17 protein-coding genes and 3 tRNA genes are annotated in these 21,233 nt (G+C 37.5%); all 20 read left to right on the forward strand.

Annotated features, from left to right (window positions below):
- Positions 1-3: 3 nt before the first annotated feature.
- The 20 genes from HW423_RS11560 to HW423_RS08975 all read left to right on the forward strand — a co-directional run bounded on the left by HW423_RS11560 (position 4) and on the right by HW423_RS08975 (position 21,233).
- Positions 4-279 (forward strand): transposase, encoded by a 276-nt coding sequence (locus HW423_RS11560; protein ID WP_408014889.1) that lies wholly within the window; start codon positions 4-6, stop codon positions 277-279.
- Positions 280-419: 140 nt separating this feature from the next.
- Positions 420-492, forward strand: a tRNA-Phe gene (locus HW423_RS08885).
- Positions 493-495: 3 nt separating this feature from the next.
- A tRNA-Tyr gene (locus HW423_RS08890) sits at positions 496-576 on the forward strand.
- A gap of 7 nt (positions 577-583) precedes the next feature.
- Positions 584-655, forward strand: a tRNA-Gln gene (locus tag HW423_RS08895).
- Positions 656-853: 198 nt separating this feature from the next.
- On the forward strand, positions 854-1,870 hold the full coding sequence (locus HW423_RS08900; protein WP_218931562.1) for a LacI family DNA-binding transcriptional regulator: 1,017 nt from the start codon (positions 854-856) through the stop codon (positions 1,868-1,870).
- A gap of 233 nt (positions 1,871-2,103) precedes the next feature.
- Positions 2,104-3,399: an ABC transporter substrate-binding protein gene (locus HW423_RS08905; RefSeq protein ID WP_218931563.1), complete on the forward strand. Its 1,296-nt coding sequence runs from the start codon at positions 2,104-2,106 to the stop codon at positions 3,397-3,399.
- 71 nt (positions 3,400-3,470) lie between these two features.
- Positions 3,471-4,361 carry a carbohydrate ABC transporter permease gene (locus HW423_RS08910; RefSeq protein ID WP_218931564.1) on the forward strand — a complete coding sequence of 297 codons (891 nt, stop codon included), beginning with the start codon at positions 3,471-3,473 and terminating at the stop codon, positions 4,359-4,361.
- A 9-nt stretch (positions 4,362-4,370) separates the two neighbouring features.
- A complete protein-coding gene (locus tag HW423_RS08915) occupies positions 4,371-5,234 on the forward strand; it encodes a carbohydrate ABC transporter permease (RefSeq protein ID WP_218931565.1) in 864 nt (287 codons plus the stop codon).
- 13 nt (positions 5,235-5,247) lie between these two features.
- Positions 5,248-6,360 carry an ABC transporter ATP-binding protein gene (locus HW423_RS08920; protein ID WP_218931566.1) on the forward strand — a complete coding sequence of 371 codons (1,113 nt, stop codon included), beginning with the start codon at positions 5,248-5,250 and terminating at the stop codon, positions 6,358-6,360.
- The gene (locus HW423_RS08925) at positions 6,347-8,269 is read left to right on the forward strand and encodes a glycoside hydrolase family 97 protein (protein WP_218931567.1); all 1,923 of its coding nucleotides are present in this window, start codon (positions 6,347-6,349) and stop codon (positions 8,267-8,269) included. Before HW423_RS08920 ends, HW423_RS08925 begins: the two co-directional genes overlap by 14 nt.
- Before the next feature lie 10 nt (positions 8,270-8,279).
- Positions 8,280-9,332: a hypothetical protein gene (locus HW423_RS08930; protein ID WP_218931568.1), complete on the forward strand. Its 1,053-nt coding sequence runs from the start codon at positions 8,280-8,282 to the stop codon at positions 9,330-9,332.
- The gene (locus tag HW423_RS08935; protein ID WP_218931569.1) at positions 9,332-10,291 is read left to right on the forward strand and encodes a metallophosphoesterase family protein; all 960 of its coding nucleotides are present in this window, start codon (positions 9,332-9,334) and stop codon (positions 10,289-10,291) included. The genes HW423_RS08930 and HW423_RS08935 overlap by 1 nt, the downstream gene beginning before the upstream one ends.
- A gap of 351 nt (positions 10,292-10,642) precedes the next feature.
- Positions 10,643-11,893: a LysM peptidoglycan-binding domain-containing protein gene (locus HW423_RS08940; protein WP_218931570.1), complete on the forward strand. Its 1,251-nt coding sequence runs from the start codon at positions 10,643-10,645 to the stop codon at positions 11,891-11,893.
- Positions 11,894-12,080: 187 nt separating this feature from the next.
- Positions 12,081-13,427: an ISL3 family transposase gene (locus HW423_RS08945; protein ID WP_218931571.1), complete on the forward strand. Its 1,347-nt coding sequence runs from the start codon at positions 12,081-12,083 to the stop codon at positions 13,425-13,427.
- A gap of 244 nt (positions 13,428-13,671) precedes the next feature.
- Positions 13,672-14,409, forward strand: a complete 738-nt coding sequence (locus HW423_RS08950; RefSeq protein WP_218931572.1) for a hypothetical protein — start codon at positions 13,672-13,674, stop codon at positions 14,407-14,409.
- Between the two features lie 78 nt (positions 14,410-14,487).
- Entirely contained in the window at positions 14,488-16,230 is a 1,743-nt protein-coding gene (locus HW423_RS08955; RefSeq protein WP_218931573.1) for a serine hydrolase, read from the forward strand.
- Positions 16,231-16,342: 112 nt separating this feature from the next.
- Entirely contained in the window at positions 16,343-16,831 is a 489-nt protein-coding gene (locus HW423_RS11440) for an Lrp/AsnC family transcriptional regulator (RefSeq protein WP_218931574.1), read from the forward strand.
- Entirely contained in the window at positions 16,828-18,021 is a 1,194-nt protein-coding gene (locus tag HW423_RS08965; RefSeq protein WP_218931575.1) for a pyridoxal phosphate-dependent aminotransferase, read from the forward strand. Before HW423_RS11440 ends, HW423_RS08965 begins: the two co-directional genes overlap by 4 nt.
- Positions 18,022-18,040: 19 nt before the next feature.
- On the forward strand, positions 18,041-19,849 hold the full coding sequence (pepF, locus tag HW423_RS08970) for an oligoendopeptidase F (protein ID WP_218931576.1): 1,809 nt from the start codon (positions 18,041-18,043) through the stop codon (positions 19,847-19,849).
- Positions 19,850-20,009: 160 nt separating this feature from the next.
- Positions 20,010-21,233 carry a LysM peptidoglycan-binding domain-containing protein gene (locus HW423_RS08975; RefSeq protein ID WP_218931577.1) on the forward strand — a complete coding sequence of 408 codons (1,224 nt, stop codon included), beginning with the start codon at positions 20,010-20,012 and terminating at the stop codon, positions 21,231-21,233.

The following is a 21,233-nucleotide window of genomic DNA, read 5'->3' on the forward strand; positions in this document are numbered from 1 at the left end:
TAAATGGAAAGTAAAAAATATGTCTTCCCACACAAGGTGAGAACAGCGTTTCGAACATTAACTTCCTACGCGTTGGATATTAAAAACAGCTTAACTTATACACTCTCGAATGGCGTTATGGAAGGCACCGTAAACAAAATCAAGATGATCAAACGATCTGGCTATGGTTATCGCAATTACGGTCACTTAAGGTGTCGGATTTTAATCTCAACCCAGCTTCAACAACTTAATGCTGAACCTGTACGCCCATTGTATTTTTGTGACGAAGCGGCTCTATAGACGAATATACTCTAATCCAACAGATGACTAATATACTTACATCAAAAAAAGACGATAGAACTAAATCTATCGCCTTAAATATTCACCAACACTATTTGACAAAAAACCGTTCAAATCCCGTCCGGACCGTACTTATTGGTGGCTTGGTAGCTCAGTTGGTAGAGCACTTGATTGAAGCTCAAGGTGTCGGCGGTTCGATTCCGTCCCAAGCCATATGGAGGGGTAGCGAAGTGGCTAAACGCGGCGGACTGTAAATCCGCTCCTTCGGGTTCGGGAGTTCGAATCTCTCCCCCTCCATTTTCATTGGGGTATAGCCAAGCGGTAAGGCAACGGACTTTGACTCCGTTATGCGTTGGTTCGAATCCAGCTACCCCAGTCATAATATCGAATGTAGGAAGCTTATCAGATTGATAAGCTTCCTTTTTTGTAGGTAGGTTATTATCCACGGATTCCACTATAATGAAGTTTGGATTTTCACGTGACTAAGTATTTTCTTTTTAGTAAATATTTACTTATATTTTATTTTAAGTTATGATGAATCTATTCACTAAATAAAAGTTAAGGAACGTATAATATGATAACTATTAAAGAAATTGCAGAAATGGCGGGTGTCTCCATATCTACCGTATCGAGGGTGCTTAATGAAGACCCAACGATCAAGGTTAGGGAAGAGACTCGGGCCAATATTTTATCAATTTCTAGAAAACATAATTACAAAAAAAGTATTAAAAAAGTTGAGAACATTAAAGATTTATCCCAGTATAAAATTGGTATTATAAGTAGAATTGGAAGTATCGCAGAAGAGAATAACCCATACTTCCTAGAGCTGAAGAATCATATTGTTGACCATTTAACTCTGAATGGTTACTCTTATGAGAATTTGTATTTAGAAGATGCTGATATTAGTAAGCTAAAGGATGATTATTGGGGATTAGTTGTAATTGGTATGGTAGACAAAGAGGTAATTGAACAATTACAAACACTAACATCTTCTATATTCTTTGCAGGGTTTTCGCCCAATGATTCTTTGTATGATGCTGTTATCCCCAACTTAGAGCAGGCTATGCGCAATGTCATCAACCATTTATTGGAGAATGATTATACTACAATAGGCTATATTGGTGGTGAGTCGGCTGAATGGAGCTCGGATGGTAAGCACCGTATTATAAAGAATCAACGTCTTATTACATTTGAAGAAGAGATGCGTAGGATTGGTAGGTATAATCCAGAGGATGTGTATAGTGGGGCGTATCTGATGAAGGATGGTTATCGCTTAATGGCGGAAGCTATCCAAAAGGGCAACTTGCCTAAGGCCTTTATCTTAGGGAATGATCAGATGGCTGTTGGGTCATTAAAGGCATTAAGTGACCACAATTTGGACGTTCCGAAAGACATTGGGATTATTTCCTTTGATAATAGCGAGTTAGTAAAATATACACTGGTTCCCTTATCTACGGTAAACATCCCAACCGATGAGATGGCGCGTGCCTTATTATGGCAAATCAATAGTCGGCACAATGGAAGAGAAACACCTTATAAAGTACTTATCTCGACCGATTTGAAAATTAGGGAAAGTACTCAGCAAGACTAATATAATAGGCTCACGATTAAGTAAGCAGGAGTTCATCACCAGCTACTTGATCGTGGGCTATTTTTTATAGCTGTAAATAACGATAAAACTTATTAGGTAAAACTTTACTAAAAATACAAAAATTAACAAAAACTTTACTTAAAATTTACACGAAATTTACAATAATAGTATATTATCAATGATGAAGTAAAGATATTACTTCTGAAAAATTACTACATAAAAGGGAGATTATTATGATTAAAGGATTATTATCTAAGTCACTGACACTTTTTAGTGCGGTTGCCTTATTGTCTAATGTATTAGTACCAGCTGTTTCAGCTCAAGAAGAGGCAGAATTAAATGCTGACTTGCAATATTGGTCAAGCTACAACGAAACAGAGCCTCAAGCACAAGTTTTACAACAAGCCGGAGAAGCTTTCATGGAATTAAATCCAGGTGTGACGATTGAGTTTACATTCAATGGAAGAGATAACTCTACATTATTACCAACAGCCGTACAAAGTGGTCAAGAAATCCACATGTACGACGCAAATGCTGTGAATATTGTTAACCATTTCTCTAACACAAACTTAGACTTAACGTCATATTTTGAAGAAGCTTACCCAACAACAGATGGAACAGCTTATATTGATTATACAATGCCTGCGATGGTCGATTTAGCGAACCAATTAGGTGAAGGCTCTTTATACTATGTACCAATGAACCCTCAAGCTTTTGTATTTATGTATAATAAAGCGATTTTTGAAGAATTACAATTAGAAATACCTACAACATGGGATGAGTTCTTAGAAGTATCACAAGCGATTAAAGATGCAGGTTATACACCATTAACAACAGATCCAAACTATTCAACAGGAATCTTTGGATATTACTTACAAAGACTTAAAGGACAAGATTGGGTATATGAATTAGTTAACGATACAACTTATGAGATGTGGAGTGACCCAGCCGTCTTAGAAGCAGCTCAAGCGATTGAAACATTAGCAACAAACGGATACTATGCTGAAAACGTCGGAACAGTTCAATTCCCTCAAGCACAACAAGAATTCGTATTAATGGAAAATATTGCTATGTACTTAAACGGAACTTGGATGCCAGGTGAAGTAAAAGATTCAATGAGTGATGAATTCCAGTTTGGTCAATTTGCTTTCCCTTCAGTTGAAGGTGGCGTGGACGATAATAGTTATTTAGCTTACAGTTCATACGGAATCGGAATTAACCAAGCCAATACAGAAGAAGAAACGTTAGCAGCTTTCAACTTTGCTACCTTTGTTAATACAACAGAGCAAGACCAAGCGATGGTCTCAGTAGCTCAGGCTGTGCCAGTGGACCCTAACAATGAATTCCCAGAAAGTTTACAAGATATGGAAGGAATCTTCGAGAATGTCTCAGGGAACTATGTTTCTCAAACGGCCATTGCAACAAATAGTGATAACTCTCAAATTATCCGTTCTGCGATGATCAACTTAATCTCAGGAGCAACAAACGCTGAGGAATTTATTGCTGAGATTCAAAATGCGGGTCAGTAATATTTAATGAGGAAGTGTCTATGAGGCGTATATTTCTTATACGTCTCTTTCATCTTTAAGGAGATATTTTTATGGAATTGAAAAAGAGTACCTTATTTACATTCTTATTTCCAGCTGTCTTTTTGTTTGCTGTCTTCATTTTCTACCCGATTTTACGAACAATTATGATGAGTTTTTTCGCGGTGAATACTATTACATCACCTTTAGATAGCTGGCATTATGTTGGACTACAAAATTATATAGATTTGTTTACGAATCCAACGTTTATAATTTCAATAGGGAATATTTTTAAAATTTGGTTTATTACAGGAATTGCGACAATCAGTCTGTCATTGTTATTTGCTACCATTGTAAACAGTAATATTTTTGGTAATAAGTTTTTTGCCAAGTTAGTGTATTTGCCAGAAGTCATCTCGCCGATTGCGATTGGTTACGCCTGGTTATTATATGTATTTAATAGTAATTATGGATTATTAAATTCGTTCTTTTCGGCGATAGGGTTAGACTCATTAGCGTCTATTCAGTGGACTTCTCCGGATATGTTATTCGTTTCAATGAGTATCGCAGCAGTCTTTGGAGCCATTGGTCAATACACGCTAATGTATATTTCGGCGATGAGCCGTATTCCTAATGATTATTATGAAGTGGCTCGGATTGAAGGTCAAAATTCAGTGATGCAATTTTTTACGATTACCTTCCCATTAATCAAAGATGTCATAAAAACGACAACAGTCCTGTTCACAACGTCAACGATTGGTTTCTTTGCTTTTGCGCGTGTATTTGGAAGTATTAATACAATTACGCCAATGATTTTTACTTATAATCAAATCTTTGGTACGGAGATTAATCCAGATACGAATGTAGGGATTGGTGCTGCTTCAGGGGTTATAATGACCTTAATTGGCGTGTTTTTCTTCATTGTCTCTAATTATTTAGTTAAAGAATCCGATTATGAATATTAGGAGAATTATATGAAAACAATTATAAAATACGTAAGAGAAACGACCCTTTCTAGAGAATTAAAGGCAACACCCTTGTATATTATTATGATTGCTTTTTCTGTATTTATGGCTTATATGCTAGGGTGGATTTTAATCGCATCCTTTAGTACAACGCGAGGCATCTTCTTAGGTGACTTGTTCTTAGATGGGTTAAGTTTAGATAACTTTAGGAAAGTATTAGTGAACAGTGATGGAATTAGAACAATCATTAATACATTAATATACACCATACCAAGTAGTTTGTTGTTAATTGTTATATGTGCGCCGGCAGCTTATGTCCTATCGCGCTATAATTTCAAGGGGAATAAATTCATTCAACAGTTATTTGTTCTTTCATTGTCGGTGCCAGGTATTATGATTACAATGCCAATCTTTTATCATATTAGTTCTTTAGGGATTTTTAATTCTCGCTTAGTTCTAATTTTGTTATTCACTGCCAATTCCATTCCTTTTGATACTTATTATTTGTCGGCTTATTTTAAGAATATTTCTTCGAGTTATGAACAGTCTGCCGCCTTGGATGGGGCAAGTCAGATTAGAACCTTCTGGGAAATTATATTCCCAATGGCTAAGCCCGCTGTAGTAACCTTAACGATTTTCAATCTAATTGGTAAGTGGAATTCGTACTTCTTGCCTTTAATCTTTGCGAATACGGCAGAGATGCGTCCAATAGGGGTATGGTTAGAGTCGAACATCAGTTCGATGGTCACAACAGGTGATTACGGAGGGATGTTCGCTTCAGTGGTTTTAGCCGCTGCTCCAACTATTATTCTCTATATGTTCTTGTCCAATTTTGTGTTAAGAGGTGTCGATCAAGGTGGAGTTAAAGGATAAAGTAGGAGGAATTATGAGTAAATTATCGTTAAAGAATATCGTCAAACAATATGACGATAGCTATACAGCTGTTAAGGATTTTAATCTTGAGATTGAAGATCAAGAGTTTATCGTCCTCGTTGGGCCTTCAGGATGTGGGAAATCAACGACCTTAAGAATGATTGCCGGCTTAGAACAGATTAGTTCAGGGGAATTGAAGATTAATGGTAAGTTAATGAATAAGGTGGAGCCTAAAGATAGAGATATCGCTATGGTATTCCAAAATTATGCCTTATATCCCCATATGACAGTGCGACAAAACATTTCTTATGGACTAAAGGTCCGTAAAATCCCAAAAAGCCAAGCCAATGCAAAAGTTGAAGAAGCAGCTAAAATCTTGGGACTAACAGACCTTTTAGATAAAAAACCAGGTGAATTATCAGGTGGACAAAGACAGAGGGTTGCTTTAGGACGCGTGTTAGTACGAGACGTAGATATTTTCTTAATGGATGAGCCCTTATCAAACTTGGATGCAAAGTTGCGCGTGGTGATGCGTTCTGAAATCATGGAATTACATAATAAGATGAAATCAACGACCATCTATGTTACTCATGACCAAGTGGAAGCAATGACGATGGCTACTAGAATTATTATTATGAACAAAGGGGTCATTCAACAAATTGGGACACCTAAAGAAGTTTACAGCAAGCCTGCGAACTTATTTGTAGCCAGCTTCATGGGATCACCAGCCATGAACTTATTCAATGTAACTATTAACCAAGACAAATTGATAATTGACAATGTTAATCGCACCGTGATGTTAACCTTGAATAGCCAACAACAAGCGTATTTCAAAAAACACAATATGACTAAAGTGAAAATGGGTATTCGTCCTGAACATATTACCTTAGCCAAAACGGCTGATTCAGATGATAATACAATCACTATGTCAGTCCTATTAAGTGAATTATATGGATCAGAAGTGGTTGTTCATTCGGTTGAGGAAGACTTCAAACTGATTGCACGCTTGTTCTCAGAGGAAGAATTTCATATTGGACAAAGCATTGACTTAAAGTTAGATATCGAAAAAGCCCACTTCTATGACCTGGAAACTGAAGAAAGAATTGAGACCCATGAAGCATATTAAGCAATATTTGTCATCTTTGGCCGTTGTATTCTTAGCGGGCTTAATGTTATTTACTGAGTCAATGCCTCAAGCTTATGCGGAGGCTCAGTCAGAAGATGATGAGATATTCACCTTAGAAAGTCCCTCGTCTAAGATAGTGACCCAACTTTATCTTGAAGATGGCATACCGACTTACAGTGTTGCAATGGACCAACAGACGGTGATCTTACCGAGTCAATTGGGTATTAAGATTGAAGACAATCAAGTAGACCAAGCTAATAATGAAGAACTCGCTCAATCCATTAAATTAGTTGAAACTTCTGATCATGAGGAAAACTATACTATAAGAGGGAACCGCAGTGAAACGCATAGCCAATATAGAAAGTATCTTTACGAGATTGACTATGAGACTCAAACTATAGGATTAGAAATCAACCTTTGGGATGACGGGATGGCTTTTCGTTATATATTCAATAATGGCGGTATTCTATCGATTGATGAAGAGTTATCAACGTTTAGCTTTCCTAATGGGACAGAGGTATGGTACCAGATGGATAACCAAGCCATGCAGTCTTTATATGAGCACAAGTTGATTGAAGACTTTTCTGGGCGCGAAATTATTACTGCCTCGTCCACCTTTGAACTGCCTGAGGGTCAAGCTTATGTTAATTTATCTGAAGCAGAGCTCAAAGACTTTGCTGGAATTGCCTATAAGAGTGTCGGCGACAACTCAGTGAAAGCCCATTATTGGAGTTCGATCAATGGCTTTGAAACAACCGCTGATTATTCGCCTTGGCGGTTAGCAATTATTACGGATAATTTGAATGACTTAGTCAATAATACTTTGGCTCTGGATGTCTCTCAAGAGCCGAGCGAAGCATTATTGGATGCGGATTGGATAGAAAGTGGCAAAGCAGTCTGGTTTGAAGGCTATGATAATCAAGGAAATATTATTGAAGACCAAGCCCGAGCATCTCTTGAAGCTTCAACTCAATTAGGTATTAAATACCATGTCATAGGTAATAATTGGCGCAAATGGGGCGAGACGATTGAAGAGGCTTTGGTAATGGTTAAGCCGATGGTTGAGTTAGCGGCTGAATATGAGATCGGTATTTTCATTGGTCATGACGTGCCGAACTTAGACTTGTATCCGGACGGGAATTTGTTCGATAAACAGGCACGTCAGAATTTCTTAAGACAGGCCAAGGATGCGGGAGTTGCAGGCATTAAGTTCGGGCATATTGAATCTGAGACTTTGGAATCGGTGAATATTTACCGTACGTTACTTGAAGAAGTGGCTGACTTAGAATTGTTGGCAATCTTTCATAATTCCAATAAGCCTACCGGTTTAAGCAGAACTTATCCGAATTTATTGACTCAAGAAGGTGTTCGCGGAATGCAATATAATTTGGATGCGCTCAATAACACCATTCTTCCATTTACACGTTTTGTTGCCGGTGGGGCAGACTATACGCCGATTAACTTTACTGATAATCTGAGATTAGGCGATGGGACCTGGCCACAAATGTTAGCAAATGCGGTCATCTTTGAATCATCCTTATTAACCTTTATCGAAAGTCCAGTTGTATTAGCAAGCAATCAAGCGGCTGACTTCATTAGTCTGTTGCCAGCAACTTGGGATGAATCCATTGTTCTGGACCAAAGTAAAATAGGCGATATGGCTGTTTATGCACGTAGAACGGGTGAGGATTGGGTAATCGCTGTTCAAAATGCGCCCGCAGAAGTAAAAGAATTAGAGATTCCCTTAGATTTTTTAAGCGTGGATCAAACTTATAGTAGCTTAGAATATCATGATGATTTGGATAATAAGATGGGTTATCAAATCCAAGAAAATAACTATACATCCAAGGATGTATTAACCATCACAGTGAATCAAGGAGGCGGATTTGTAGCCTACTTAAAGAATTGAGGATAGATTGATGACGTATAATTCAAAAAAGAGAAGTGCCGTACGATTAATAAAGAGTGTTAAGGGGTTTTATGGCTTACCCGACATAGAGATTGATGCAGACTTTGCAAGCCATATTGTGGAAGAAGAAAAATATTTTTATGAACTGGATTCAGAATATGTCTTCTACATTGAGCATCCACCACTAGATGATGCGAATGTGGCCACGATTACTGTTCGTTTTTCGAATTCTGACGTGGACATTCAAGCGATTCTTTCAGATAAGCATGAGTTAGTCTTCAACCGTCATGAAGGTGGAATTTCCTTTGATATTGAGATTAGTTTATTAACTCAATCATCTCGGACGATGGCGGTGCATACTTTTACTAGAGAAGCGGGGTTAGTGATGAGGGTGGAACATAATCAGATGAATCGAATTGCAGGACCGTACACAGAGTACCCAGAAGTAGAAGTACAAGCTTCACTTCATTATATGCTAGCTGCCAAAGAAATATTGTCTATGAGTGGCCTTTCTAAGAAGCTTCATGATAAGGAATTAGGCCATTATGCTATCTTGGGCTTTGAAACGAATAATGTGCAACATGAAGATTATCCACCGCATTGGCATTTGATCTTCAGATGGCCTTACCGTGTAGGATCTCAAGCGCCCCATATCTATATTGATGCACAAGGACGTAATACTTATAACCGCGTGTCAATTGACGGTATACCTAAGGTGCAAGCTACTTTTGAGACTGAGGATTGGTTTGCTTTTGTAGATATGTATGGTGATAAGCAGTTGTATCTAAAAGTCGATGAAGATGGAGGATATACTCTCTCAGCAGACCAGAGCATGTTATTCAAGGTATCAGCTTATGAATCCGGTAAGGGTGTAGATATCTTACTCAATGAGACTGTAATTAAGACAATCATCGTCTCCGACAACACGGAAGAAGGCAAGTTGACGATGATTGAGACTGCTGCCTATAATCAAGACGAAGTATTACATCTTATTGAATATCATCCTTATACTGGAGAGCTTATCGCTGAGAAAGATGTGGATACAGCAGGAGGTGAGGTATAATGAGTCGGTTCTTAATTTTTACGGACTTACACTCAGAAATTATAGACAATCCTGAAAGCCGTATCGAGGCTTTAATTGGGGCTACCCAAATTTACAAGCCTGATTTTATTTTAAATTTAGGTGATTTTGGTTATTTTTCTGATACGACGATGACCTTATGCCCAATTGAAAAGCAACCGGTGAATTATCGTTATTTTAATGAACAACAATCCGATGAATACTTCAACAGAGCTAAGCGATTGTTGAATATTTTAACGAACAATGTGGATGTTCCAATATTCCATACAATTGGAAACCATGATTTAGACTTCGCGTCGAAAGATGAAGTGATTAAACACCTACACTTGCCTCATAATTATTATTATGAAGACATCGATGACATCCGCTTGGTTGTGCTGGATACTAATTACTATTTAGAAGATGGCAAAGAAATTTCTTACTTAAGAGGGAATAACTTCGCAACAGGTAATTCGTCAATTCTCCCTCAGGAACAATTGAGATGGATTGAATCGGTCATTCAAACGGACAAGCAAGTCGTGTTTTTATCACACCATCCGTTGAATCCAGACCCACGAGGGATTCAAAATGCACAAGCCTTCCAAGAGATTATAAACGGCTTCCCTGATAAGACTTTCGTAAGTTTTTATGGGCACAAGCATGTAGATACGCTAAAGCATATTAATAATGCCATCTATATTAATATCAACAGCATGTCGTATTTTTGGCAAGGGGAGGATACTTTATTACCGACATTAGATTGGTCCGATGAGGTATTGTCGGACCACCCAATCTTACCTTATATTATTCGTTACTCAGATCCGCTCTTTGCAGTGGTTGATATTAAAGATAAGCAACTGACCCTTAAAGGAAGAGCGAATCTGACAACGCGTCAGATGGCTGCTTTAGATGAAGAAAAAGGAATCAGTGACAAAATCAGTGACCGAAAAGTTAGTTTGTAAGGATAGAAATTAATAGCATAGAACTAAATAAATAGTGCCAAAGGCAGAAATGAATCAAACGCTGATTATTTCTGCCTTTTTGTGAGGAAGTGAGGATGTAAACGGATTATCAATAAGATGTTTACAAAAAGATTATAGTAATAGGATGGCTATGTGGTGAGCTTAGAGAAGATATTACTTAGAATTCGACATGAATATTACAGACCTAGGTATCTATTGACGTAATGTTACAGTGGTAAGTCAGTTTATTTAAGAAAGGTCTAGGTGTATTGGAATTCATATTTTGCTATGTTAAAGTTAATCTTGTCAATTAGTGAGGAACTAAAATGCATTATAAAGGTGAAATTATATATGAAATTTACTAGAAAATTATGGATTGGATCGGCAGTTGCTGCATTACTATCTAATGGATCATTTGTTCTTGCACAAGATGCGTGGCAAGCTAGACAATTAAATGAAGTTCTAGAAGACATTATTATTGATGAATATAACCGTATTACTTATACAGTACAAGTTGGTGACACATTAAGTGTTATCGCAGAAGCGATGGATATTCCTTTAGATGACTTAGCTTACATTAATGATATTGAAGATGTGGATTTAATTTTCCCTGAAACAATCTTAACAGCTCAATTAGATGCATACGACCGTGTTGAGAGCTTAGAAGTTGAATCTCCAGATGGAGAAATCCTTGAGTTCGAGATTCCAGTTAACTTATCTCCAGTTACTGAAGTAGAAGAAGTTCAAACTGAAGAAGTTGTAGAAGAAGCTCCTTTAACTGAAGATGTAGAATCGACTTCATATTCAATTGGTGGACCTACTAATACTGAAGCTGATTTTAATGAGACAATTATCGAAGAAGTTCCAGTTTGGGTAGCAACAGAAACGGTAGCAGCTGAAGAAGTTGTTACTGAGGAAGTTGTTGAAGAAGTGGCCGTCGTAGAAGAGACTCCAATTGTTGAAGAAGTTCCTGTAGTGGAGGAAACTCCAGGTGTTGAGGAAGTTCCAGTCGTTGAAGAAACACCTGTCTACGAAGAAGTCGTTGAAGAGGTTGCTGTTGAGGAACCTGTATACGAGACGGACTTAACGGTTGAAGAAGGTTCTCAATCTTGGGAAATCGTCGAAGAAGTTCCTGCTTATGAAGATGCTGAAACTGAGATGCCTGAAGAAGTTTACGAAGATGTCTATGAAGAAGTAGTTACTGAAGAAGACATCGTTGTAGAAGAACCAGTTTACGAAGAAGAAGTGGCTTATGACCCAATGTCCAACCCACAAAACGCTGGTTTACAACCACATGCTGCTGAGTTTAAAGAAGAAGTAGCAGCTATCTACGGTATTGATTCATTCAGTCTATACCGTCCAGGTGATTCACAAGATCACGGGGCTGGATTAGCTGTAGACTTCATGGTACCCGTTGGATCTCAATCAGGTGATGATGTAGCAAATTACTCAATCAGTAATATGGCTGAGAATAACATCTCTTACGTAATCTGGGAACAACAAATTTACGGATCATGGAATAACCAATGGGAATGGATGGAAGATCGTGGAAGTGTAACAGCAAACCACTACGACCACGTACACGTATCATTTAATCCATAATATTAAAGTTATTTTAGAGACCAAGGCGATTCATTTGAATTGCTTTGGTCTTTTTTTGGGTTCTTCAATTTTTGATGTTGGTGAGTTAAAACTCACTGACATCTTTTTTTGTGTAAATATACAGAAATAGCCAGTGAATTCTACTATAATTAAGTCACTACCCATAATCATAGTTAGGAGAATTCACATGGCTGAAACTAATTCTATCGCAAATCTCTTTGATATTAAAGACCCACACATAAAAATTGAAGACAAAGTTGAAAAGAAACCTTATAAGGGTCAAATTGCCAAGGTGATTTTTGGTACTTTATCTTATCCATTTAAGGCATGTCCATCTTGTGGTGTCGTAAATCATTCAACCCAAGATATGATTAAACACGGGTTTGTTAATACAACGATTCATTTATCAAATATCAGGTCCCAACCCGTTCTCTTAAAATTAAAAAAACAACGTTATCATTGTAAACACTGCGGAGCTACACCCACAGTTACTACATCATTAGTGGACTTTGGGTGCTTTATCGCAATCGATAATAAGCGTTATATAGCCTTGGAATTGGCAGAAGAACAATCTATGAAATTAATTTCGAAACATCTTGTGGTATCTGATTATACAGTATCGTGCGTTCTGAAAAAGACAGGAAAATCCTTATCTCCTCACGATCAATCATTACCAGAACACATTGGTATTGATGAATTTAAGTCCGTTAAGAGTGTGACGGAATCAATGAGTTGTATCTTAATGGATACTGAGAATGGGACATTAATGGACATTTTACGTGACCGCAAACAAGCGGCGATTAGAGATTACTTTATGCGGTTCTCTTACGAAGCACGCCAACGTGTTAAGTCGATTACCATGGATATGTATCGTCCTTATTATCAATTTTTAAAGGGGATTTTTCCAAATGCTGAAATCATTATTGATCGATTCCATCTCGTTCAACATCTCAATTGCTCATTAAATAAAGAGCGTGTTCGTGTCATGAAATTAATTAAAACATCACGTCCCACAGATTACCGTAAGCTAAAACAACTATGGAAACTAATCCTTAAAAACCGCGAAGAATTAGACTTTAATAACTATCAGTCGCACCGCTTATTTGACGGCCTTGTAACGGAGAAGATGATTGTCAACTATATGGTGAGTATTGACGACCGCTTTGAGAAAGTATATCGTCTGATTAATGATTTAAAGACAGATATTGCCCTGCATAATTTTAAACATTTTGAGAAAGATATTGAAGAAACACGGAAGTATAGCTTGCCAAGGCAAGTGAGAACTACTATTCAAACACTCCAATACTACTTACCATCAATTGAAAATAGCTTAAAATATACCTTATCAAACGGTGTGTTAGAGGGAACCAATAACAAGATTAAGAACATCAAACGGAGTGGCTATGGGTACCGAAATTTTGATAATCTACGCTATCGCATATTGATCACTCAAAAACTAACCGTTAAGGCAAATAAAAAAATAAGACCTCTCTTATTTGAAGAGGAAGAAAGAGCAATGAAGGACGCAGCATAAATCAAAAAGTAGACTTAAAAATAGAGATGAAAAAAAGCCAGTATGAATTTTCATACTGACTTATATTGGGCTACCAACATCAAAAATCGATGAACCGTTTAATCAGTATTTGAACGAGGTAGCTTTCAGGCTACCTTTTTTATTTTCTTAAAATATTCAAAAATGTCTTGGAATTATCCAAATAGGCTTGTTGTTTCAGCGATTCTCGACTACAATATATCAAGATATAAAGGAGCGATTAAATATGAAAAGCAGTGTTGAAAATGTAATGAGTTATAAAGATATAAATGTTCCTGAGGAAAAATTAACAATTGAAATACCTTCATGGGATGCCGTGGCACAACCATTAGTTGACCATGCGCGCAGACAATATGAAGAGATGATCAATGAACCGGTTGACGAATTAACGAACGAAATGGTAGACGCTCTAGCTTTACCAGGGGTTAAAACAATTCAACAACTTAAACAATCGGGGATGGAAGTATACCAACGTAACCAAACACAGTTACAATTCTATAATGAAGTTTTACCATTCATCTTAAAATACTATGCAGACAACTCAAACGTCATCTTAAATAGTGAAGAACGCGACAGTTATGTTACGGATTATTTAAGACAAGTGAAAGCTTACGCCGATCAATACGACATGCCTTTAGAGCAATATGGGCGTGAACAATTAAAACTTGAAGGTAATATTAATGAACAACTTGAGAAACGTGCAGAAGAAGACTTTATCTTTAAAGTGATTGCACATCGTGTCTTTGAGAACCAAGGTGGGCGCTTAGATGAAGAAGCTTACGAGCAATTTATCCACCGCAATGTTGTTCAACAAGGGGCAGATGAAATCGAGTTAAGAGAGCGATTCTCATATAACGCTTTTAAAGAAATGATGCCTGAAATGTCTTTATCACAAGATATTTACGAGTACTTTAGTAAACGCATTACTTTTAAAATTAATCCTGATGCAAAACTTCGGGTGTAGAATAATATTGAACTTATCATTAAGATAGATATAATAATGTTATATCTAAAATTAAGCAAATAAGAAAGGAGGGTTGTATTGGAAAAAGATAATATGAAGCGCTACGGAATAATTGGAGGCATTGCCATAGGTATTATCGTTGTATTGGCTGTCATCTTTTTCTCTATTGGGCAACCCTTTACAAACAAATCCGCAAATTCACTTGGTGAAGAATTTAATCAAGCTGAAGAAATTACACCCGCTGAACTTGTGGAACAACATCGCTATGACACTTTGCATCTTCAACCAAAAGCGAGTGTCCTAATAGAAGATTTAAGATCATCCGTTGTAAATGTGGGTGTAGCGAACCGTACAGAAACGCCACTTCTAACGGAAGTCGCTGAAAATGATGAGGAATTAACCCCAGAAGAAGAGTTACCTGAGATTGTTCCGTGGTTTTACTTTAGTCCGAATGTGGCGCTTGTCTCACCCACTTCTTATGTGAATCAAGAACGTTTATTGTCTGAAGAAAGTTTAAACGGCTTTGCTTGGTATGAAGTTGAGGGTGAAGAATTATTATATCGTAATGAAGCACCATATACGGGTTGGCATAACATACCTGAGGAAGGTTGGTTTTACTTTCTAGAAGGTAAGCAACAAGATATTGGCTTTAGTTTGGAAGAAGCTGAAGAATTAAATCAACACCGTAATATGTTATTAAATTTAGTACCTACGGATGCACCTGATTTCTTCTTTATTGAAAGACCTTATGAGTATACAAAGATGAGTGAGGTCAAACCTGTAGATTACAGTATTCTCTATAAAGCAACAGATTCATTGATTCTTAGTGCACCTCCTAAGACACAAAACTCAACAATGATAACGACAACAGAAGGTTTCTATGATATGCCGATGGAAGTCGTTGCTGAGTACACTTCTTTCGATGAAGAATGGTTACATGTTTACATTGGTTATGAGGAATTAGGTTGGGTTCGAAAAGATGAGACAGGTACAGATTACGTGGAAACTTACTACAGCGAACGTGAACTGTTAGATACGATGGAAGCAGTGATTTGGGAAGAAATTGGAATGATCAACGCGAACGTCGGAGCGTCTTTTATTAATAATGAAACGATGGCGCAAGTTGATATTAATAATCAACAATTCTGGCCTGCAAGTACCCAGAAAATTTATGTCCTTGGTGAAGTCTACCATCAATATAAGACTGGTGAATTATCACCAGATACTTATGTGACGATGACGGACTGGGATAAAGTGCCCGGTGCGGGAATTATTCAAGGGCAGCCAAGTGGAAGTATGTATACGGTCGATGAACTTGTTGATTTAGTCACAATTTATAGTGATAATACAGCCGCAAACTTGTTGATTGATGTTGTAGGTGGGGGTTACGTTATTAACCCGCATATCCATCAATTAGGCCTTTACGAGACGTATGTGAATGGGAAGTATTATAGTGAAGATACTTACTTTACAACTACGCCTCATGATGCGGCGCGTTATTTTGCCTTATTAGATAACAACCAAGTCAATGGTGAACCGTGGGATGCGATGTTAATTAATAAGTTGACAATGAATACACATAACTTCTTACGTCAAGATATTCCTTCTTCAACAACGTCTTGGAATAAGTCTGGTTTAGGAGAGACAGAGCAAAATGATATCGCCACATTTATCACACCATATGGGGCTTATTCTTTAGCTGTTTACACGTCTTATCCAGGGAATTATGACAGCATTTCAGACCAGGTAGGGAATTTATCTCTACGTGTTCATAATGTCTTTAATGAATTAAGATCACAGTTGTGGATATCTGTGGAGTAATCACACGTTTAGCAAGTGCCGTTTCGGTGCTTGCTTTTTTGTTGTAATTTCTATCGTATTTAAGAAAGCGTTTTGCTATAATAGATGTCATCTAAATTAAGGGAGTGATATTGTGAATCAACGTGAGAATATTTTAAAACTCATCGAACAAAATAGTCGCTTAAAGGCGAGTGAAATCGCGACAATGCTTGATATAGAAGAGAGTGTTGTTGAACAAATTATTACTGAGTTAGAAGAAGAGAAAGTCATTATCGGTTACCACACTTTGATTAATTGGGATAAGACTGAAGATGAATATGTTTCAGCGATGATTGAAGTGAAAGTGAATCCACAACGCGGTCAAGGCTTTGATCGGATTGCGAGTTTGATTTACAATTTTCCCGAAGTTGAAGCAATGTATTTAATGTCAGGTGGGTATGATTTTTCAATTGAATTGAAGAAAGCACCCATGCGAGAAATTGCCCGTTTTGTGACAAGTAAATTATCTGTGATTGATGAAGTTCAATCGACAGCAACGCATGTTATTTTGAAAAAATATAAAGATCATGGAACATTATTTGATAATGATGATGACGATCGTAGGATGGCGGTTTCTTTATGAGAGATTTCGTGAATGAACACGTCAAAAAAATAAAACCTTCAGGAATTCGCCGCTTTTTTGATATTGCTAATGAGATGGATAATGTTATTTCTTTAGGAGTGGGGGAACCTGATTTCGATACACCGTGGCATATTCGTGATGAAGCGCGCCACGCATTGAGTCGTGGACGTACATTCTATACAGCGAATGCTGGTTTGATGGAGTTGCGAGAAGAAATAGCCGGGCGACTAAGACGTAAGCATCAATTAGATTATAATCCTAAAGAAGAGATTTTAGTGACGATTGGAGGGAGTGAAGCAATTGATATTGCTTTACGGGCAACTGTTTGTCCCGGGGATGAAATTATTTATTTAGAACCGGGTTATGTTTCTTACTTGCCTTGTATTGAGTTGTCTGGCGGGGTTCCCGTCCCGATTGCTTTAAAAGAAATAAATCAATTCCGTTTAACGGCGGAAGAACTAGAAGCAACGATTACACCGAAGACGAAGATCATTATTATGAATTTTCCAAACAATCCAACTGGTGCGATATTAGAGCAAAGTGACATTGATGCGTTAGCTCGCGTTATTATGAAGCATGACTTGCTTTTAGTGACAGATGAAATTTATGACGATTTGACCTATACTGAAAGTGGGCATGTAACATTGGCTTCAGTACCAGGAATGAAAGAGCGCACAGTTTATATTAATGGTTTTTCTAAAACCTACGCGATGACCGGTTGGCGTTTAGGCTATTGTTGTGGGCCGAAAGCAATTATGGAACAGATGATTAAGATTCATCAGTTTACAATTATGGCTGCACCGACACTGAGTCAATACGCTGGTATAGAAGCTTTGAAAAATGGGGATGCATCTGTTGAAGAGATGCGCCAAAGTTACAATCAACGTCGACGCTATCTTTTAAAAGAGTTAGATCGAATTGGCTTAACTTGCTTTGAACCTTTAGGAGCATTTTACATCTTCCCAAATATTCAAGAATTCCAGATGACTTCAGAAGAATTTGCGACACAATTACTGTTAGAAGAGCATTTGGCTGTCATTCCGGGGTCTGCCTTTGGGGACAGTGGAGAAGGGTACATCCGAATCTCCTATGCATATTCGATTAAAGAGCTGAAAGTTGCAATTAATCGCTTAGAGCAATTCGTTCAAAGATTAAGAGAGAAAGCATTGTACGGCGAAGCAGCACATTAATAACAAGATGGAGGATATTATGACTAAACAAAATGGACCACTACCAACACGTGATTTATTAAATAAAGAAGAGACTTGGGATTTATCATTACTATTTGCAACCCAAGCAGAGTACGAAAAAGCAATAGAAGCCTTAAAAGAAAAAGTAGCAACTTTTAATACAGATTATAAAGGGAACTTAACAAATGTTGGAACGATTTTAAGTGCTTTAAATGATTTTGATGATATCAATGTTAGGATGGGAAAAGTATTTCAATACGGTTCTTTAGCCTATGAAGTAGATAAATTAGATGATACGAATGAAGCAAATGCGTTAAAATTAGGCCAATTAAGTGAGTGGCTTGGCGTTCGTTTATCATTTTTTGAATCGGAATTAGCGAACTTATCTGAAGAGATGTTAAATGAATTAACAGTGACTGAGGAAGGGCAAAAATTTAAAGCTTTTATCGATCGAATCAAATATAATAAACCAATGATGCTAGATCCTAAGATTGAGGAAACCTTAAGTAGCTTATCGGGCTCACTAACGAATCATAGTGATATGTATAATACAGTTAAATTCCAAGACATGGTCTTTCCAGACTTTGTAGTGGGTTCTGAAACTTACAGCAATTCCTTTGCTGGTTTTGAGCAAGATTTTGAAGGGCATATGAATAAAGAAATTCGCCATGCTGCTTGGAAATCATTCCACCAAGGCTTAAGCAACCATCAACATACGGTTGCTGCCAATTATATTAACCATGTTCAAACTGAGAAGAAAATGGCAACTTTACGTGGCTTTGATTCTGTGTTTGATTATTTACTACACGATCAACAAATTTCACGTGATAGTTATAATTTAATTATCGATACCTTAACTACGGAGTTAGCGCCAGTATTTAGACGTTACGCGAAGTTATTAAAAGAAGAACAAGGGTTGGATAAAGTTACTTTAGCTGACATTAAGATGCCATTCTCTAAAGATGAACCGATGTCGATTAGTATTGATGAGAGTCGTGAGATGATTGAGTCAGCTTTATCTGTCTTTGGGGATGAGTATTTAAGTTATGTGAAGCAAGCCTTTGATGAACGCTGGATTGATTACCCGATGAACCAATCAAAATCAACAGGTGGTTTCTGTTCAACGATTGCTGATGGACCGTCTTATATTCTGCTTAACTGGACTGGTTTATTAAGTGAAGTGCTTGTGCTAGCCCATGAGTTAGGCCATGCAGGGCATTTTCAATTAACTTATCAAAACCAATTAAGTATTACACCGGAAGCAAGCTTGTATTTTGTTGAAGCACCTTCAACAGCAAACGAAGTCATTATGTGTCAATATTTATTAAATCAGCCGATTGAAAATGATGCGAAACGCTCATTAATTGCGGAATTTATTACAAGAACTTACTTCCATAATATGGTGACACATTTATTAGAAGCGGATTTCCAACGCAAAGTTTACGAAGCAGTAGATAATGATGAAGTATTAAATGCTAATCGTCTAAATGGGTTCTTTAAAGAAACGTTAGAAAACTTCTGGGCATATGCTGTAGAAATCAATGACGGCGCTGAATTAACTTGGATGCGCCAACCACATTACTATATGGGCTTATACTCATATACTTATTCAGCTGGTTTAACGATTGGAACTCAAGTGGGTCAGATGATTGCTGATAATGATCAAGAAGCTGTGTCAGCTTGGTTAGACAATTTAGCAGCAGGCGGAACGAAAGATGCGCTTGAATTAGCAGCCCATGTGGATGTAGATATGACCAATGCGGACGCGATTCGCCAAGCAATTCAATTCGTTGACGGCTTAATCGATCAAATCGAAGAGCTTGCTTAAGTTACAGTTATGTTACAAAAATGGAGTTATGCAACAAAAGAGTTAAGGGTCATTAACAGATGGCCTTTAGCTCTTTCTTTATATTTGAACTTGAGTTAATATATCATAAGTCATCAAATATGATATTTAATTATTTTAAATATAAAGGGGTATTACATAAATGAGAAAATCACTAAAACTTGTGGCAGCTACAATTGCAGTTTCTGCTTCATCAATGGCGATCAATAGTGCAGAAGCACAAGTCATCGGTGATAACGAAGCATCAGGGACTTGGACCGAGCGTTCAATCGTAGATGTTGCCGATTCAATAAATAAAGAAATTGCTGAAACAGGCAAATATACAATTCAATGGGGAGATACTTTATCAGTTATCGCAGAAGCGTTAGGGCTATCTGTTGAAGAAGTAACAGTATTAAACCAACTTGAAAATCCTGACTTAATTATTGCAGGTTCAACATTAGCTTTTAACGAAGAGCATCATCAAGTGACTTTCGCTAATGAAGATTTAGGTGAAGAAGTGACTTACTCAACTGAAACTGGTGAAGAAGTAGAACCAGTTGAAACTGAAGAAGTTATTGAAGAAGTCGTAGAACCAGGAGTAACTCAACCAATTACTGAAGATGGTTTAGTATTAAACACAGTTGAAGAATGGATTGCGCCCGAAACGCAAGAAGTTGAAGCAGCTGAAGAAGTATCAGAATTCACTTATGAAACAGCAGAGGTTTCTTACCCAGAAAACTTAGTCACTTGGGAAGAAGAGGCAACAGAAGAAGTTGCTGCTGAAGAAACACCTGTAGTCGAAGAAGAAATTATTGAAGAATCAGTGGTAGAAGAGCCTGTACTAGAGGAAGAAATCACTGAAGTTGTTGAAGAAACTCCTGTCGTTGAAGAAATTGTTGAAGAAGAAATCGTAGAAGAAGTTGAAGAACCAACTTACGAAACTGACTTAACTGTTCCTGAAGAAACTCAACCATGGGAAGTAGTCGAAGAAGAAGAGCCAGTGGTAGAGGAACCAGTTTATGTGGAACCTGAAGTCGAAGAACCTGTTGTTGAAGAACCTGTTGTCGAAGAGCCAGCTTCTGGTTCAATTGACTACTACTCAGCAAGTCTAGGTTCAATGCCAGAAAATGCTGGTCTATCAGAATCTGAATTAGCAGCTAAATTAGAAATCCGCCGTCGTGAAAGTACACATAACTATGATATTTATAGTGTATCTGGAAACCACTACGGAGCTTACCAAATGTTAGATTCATACTTCACGACATATGGATATGGTGATAGATCACCAGCCAGTCAAGAAGCAGCAGCTAACGGATATGTTGCATCACGTTACGGAAGCTGGCAAGCAGCCTTAGCTCACCACAACGCGAATAACTGGTACTAA

The sequence above is a fragment of the Ruoffia halotolerans genome (assembly GCF_014049385.1).
GTDB lineage: Bacteria > Bacillota > Bacilli > Lactobacillales > Aerococcaceae > Ruoffia > Ruoffia halotolerans.

Excerpts from the sequence above, each read along its gene's own strand:
- HW423_RS11560 (WP_408014889.1), top strand. The coding sequence starts at position 4 with ATGGAAAGTAAAAAATATGTCTTCCCACACAAGGTGAGAACAGCGTTT.
- HW423_RS08900 (WP_218931562.1), top strand. The coding sequence starts at position 854 with ATGATAACTATTAAAGAAATTGCAGAAATGGCGGGTGTCTCCATATCT.
- HW423_RS08905 (WP_218931563.1), top strand. The coding sequence starts at position 2,104 with ATGATTAAAGGATTATTATCTAAGTCACTGACACTTTTTAGTGCGGTT.
- HW423_RS08910 (WP_218931564.1), top strand. The coding sequence starts at position 3,471 with ATGGAATTGAAAAAGAGTACCTTATTTACATTCTTATTTCCAGCTGTC.
- HW423_RS08915 (WP_218931565.1), top strand. The coding sequence starts at position 4,371 with ATGAAAACAATTATAAAATACGTAAGAGAAACGACCCTTTCTAGAGAA.
- HW423_RS08920 (WP_218931566.1), top strand. The coding sequence starts at position 5,248 with ATGAGTAAATTATCGTTAAAGAATATCGTCAAACAATATGACGATAGC.
- HW423_RS08925 (WP_218931567.1), top strand. The coding sequence starts at position 6,347 with ATGAAGCATATTAAGCAATATTTGTCATCTTTGGCCGTTGTATTCTTA.
- HW423_RS08930 (WP_218931568.1), top strand. The coding sequence starts at position 8,280 with ATGACGTATAATTCAAAAAAGAGAAGTGCCGTACGATTAATAAAGAGT.
- HW423_RS08935 (WP_218931569.1), top strand. The coding sequence starts at position 9,332 with ATGAGTCGGTTCTTAATTTTTACGGACTTACACTCAGAAATTATAGAC.
- HW423_RS08940 (WP_218931570.1), top strand. The coding sequence starts at position 10,643 with ATGAAATTTACTAGAAAATTATGGATTGGATCGGCAGTTGCTGCATTA.
- HW423_RS08945 (WP_218931571.1), top strand. The coding sequence starts at position 12,081 with ATGGCTGAAACTAATTCTATCGCAAATCTCTTTGATATTAAAGACCCA.
- HW423_RS08950 (WP_218931572.1), top strand. The coding sequence starts at position 13,672 with ATGAAAAGCAGTGTTGAAAATGTAATGAGTTATAAAGATATAAATGTT.
- HW423_RS08965 (WP_218931575.1), top strand. The coding sequence starts at position 16,828 with ATGAGAGATTTCGTGAATGAACACGTCAAAAAAATAAAACCTTCAGGA.
- pepF (WP_218931576.1), top strand. The coding sequence starts at position 18,041 with ATGACTAAACAAAATGGACCACTACCAACACGTGATTTATTAAATAAA.
- HW423_RS08975 (WP_218931577.1), top strand. The coding sequence starts at position 20,010 with ATGAGAAAATCACTAAAACTTGTGGCAGCTACAATTGCAGTTTCTGCT.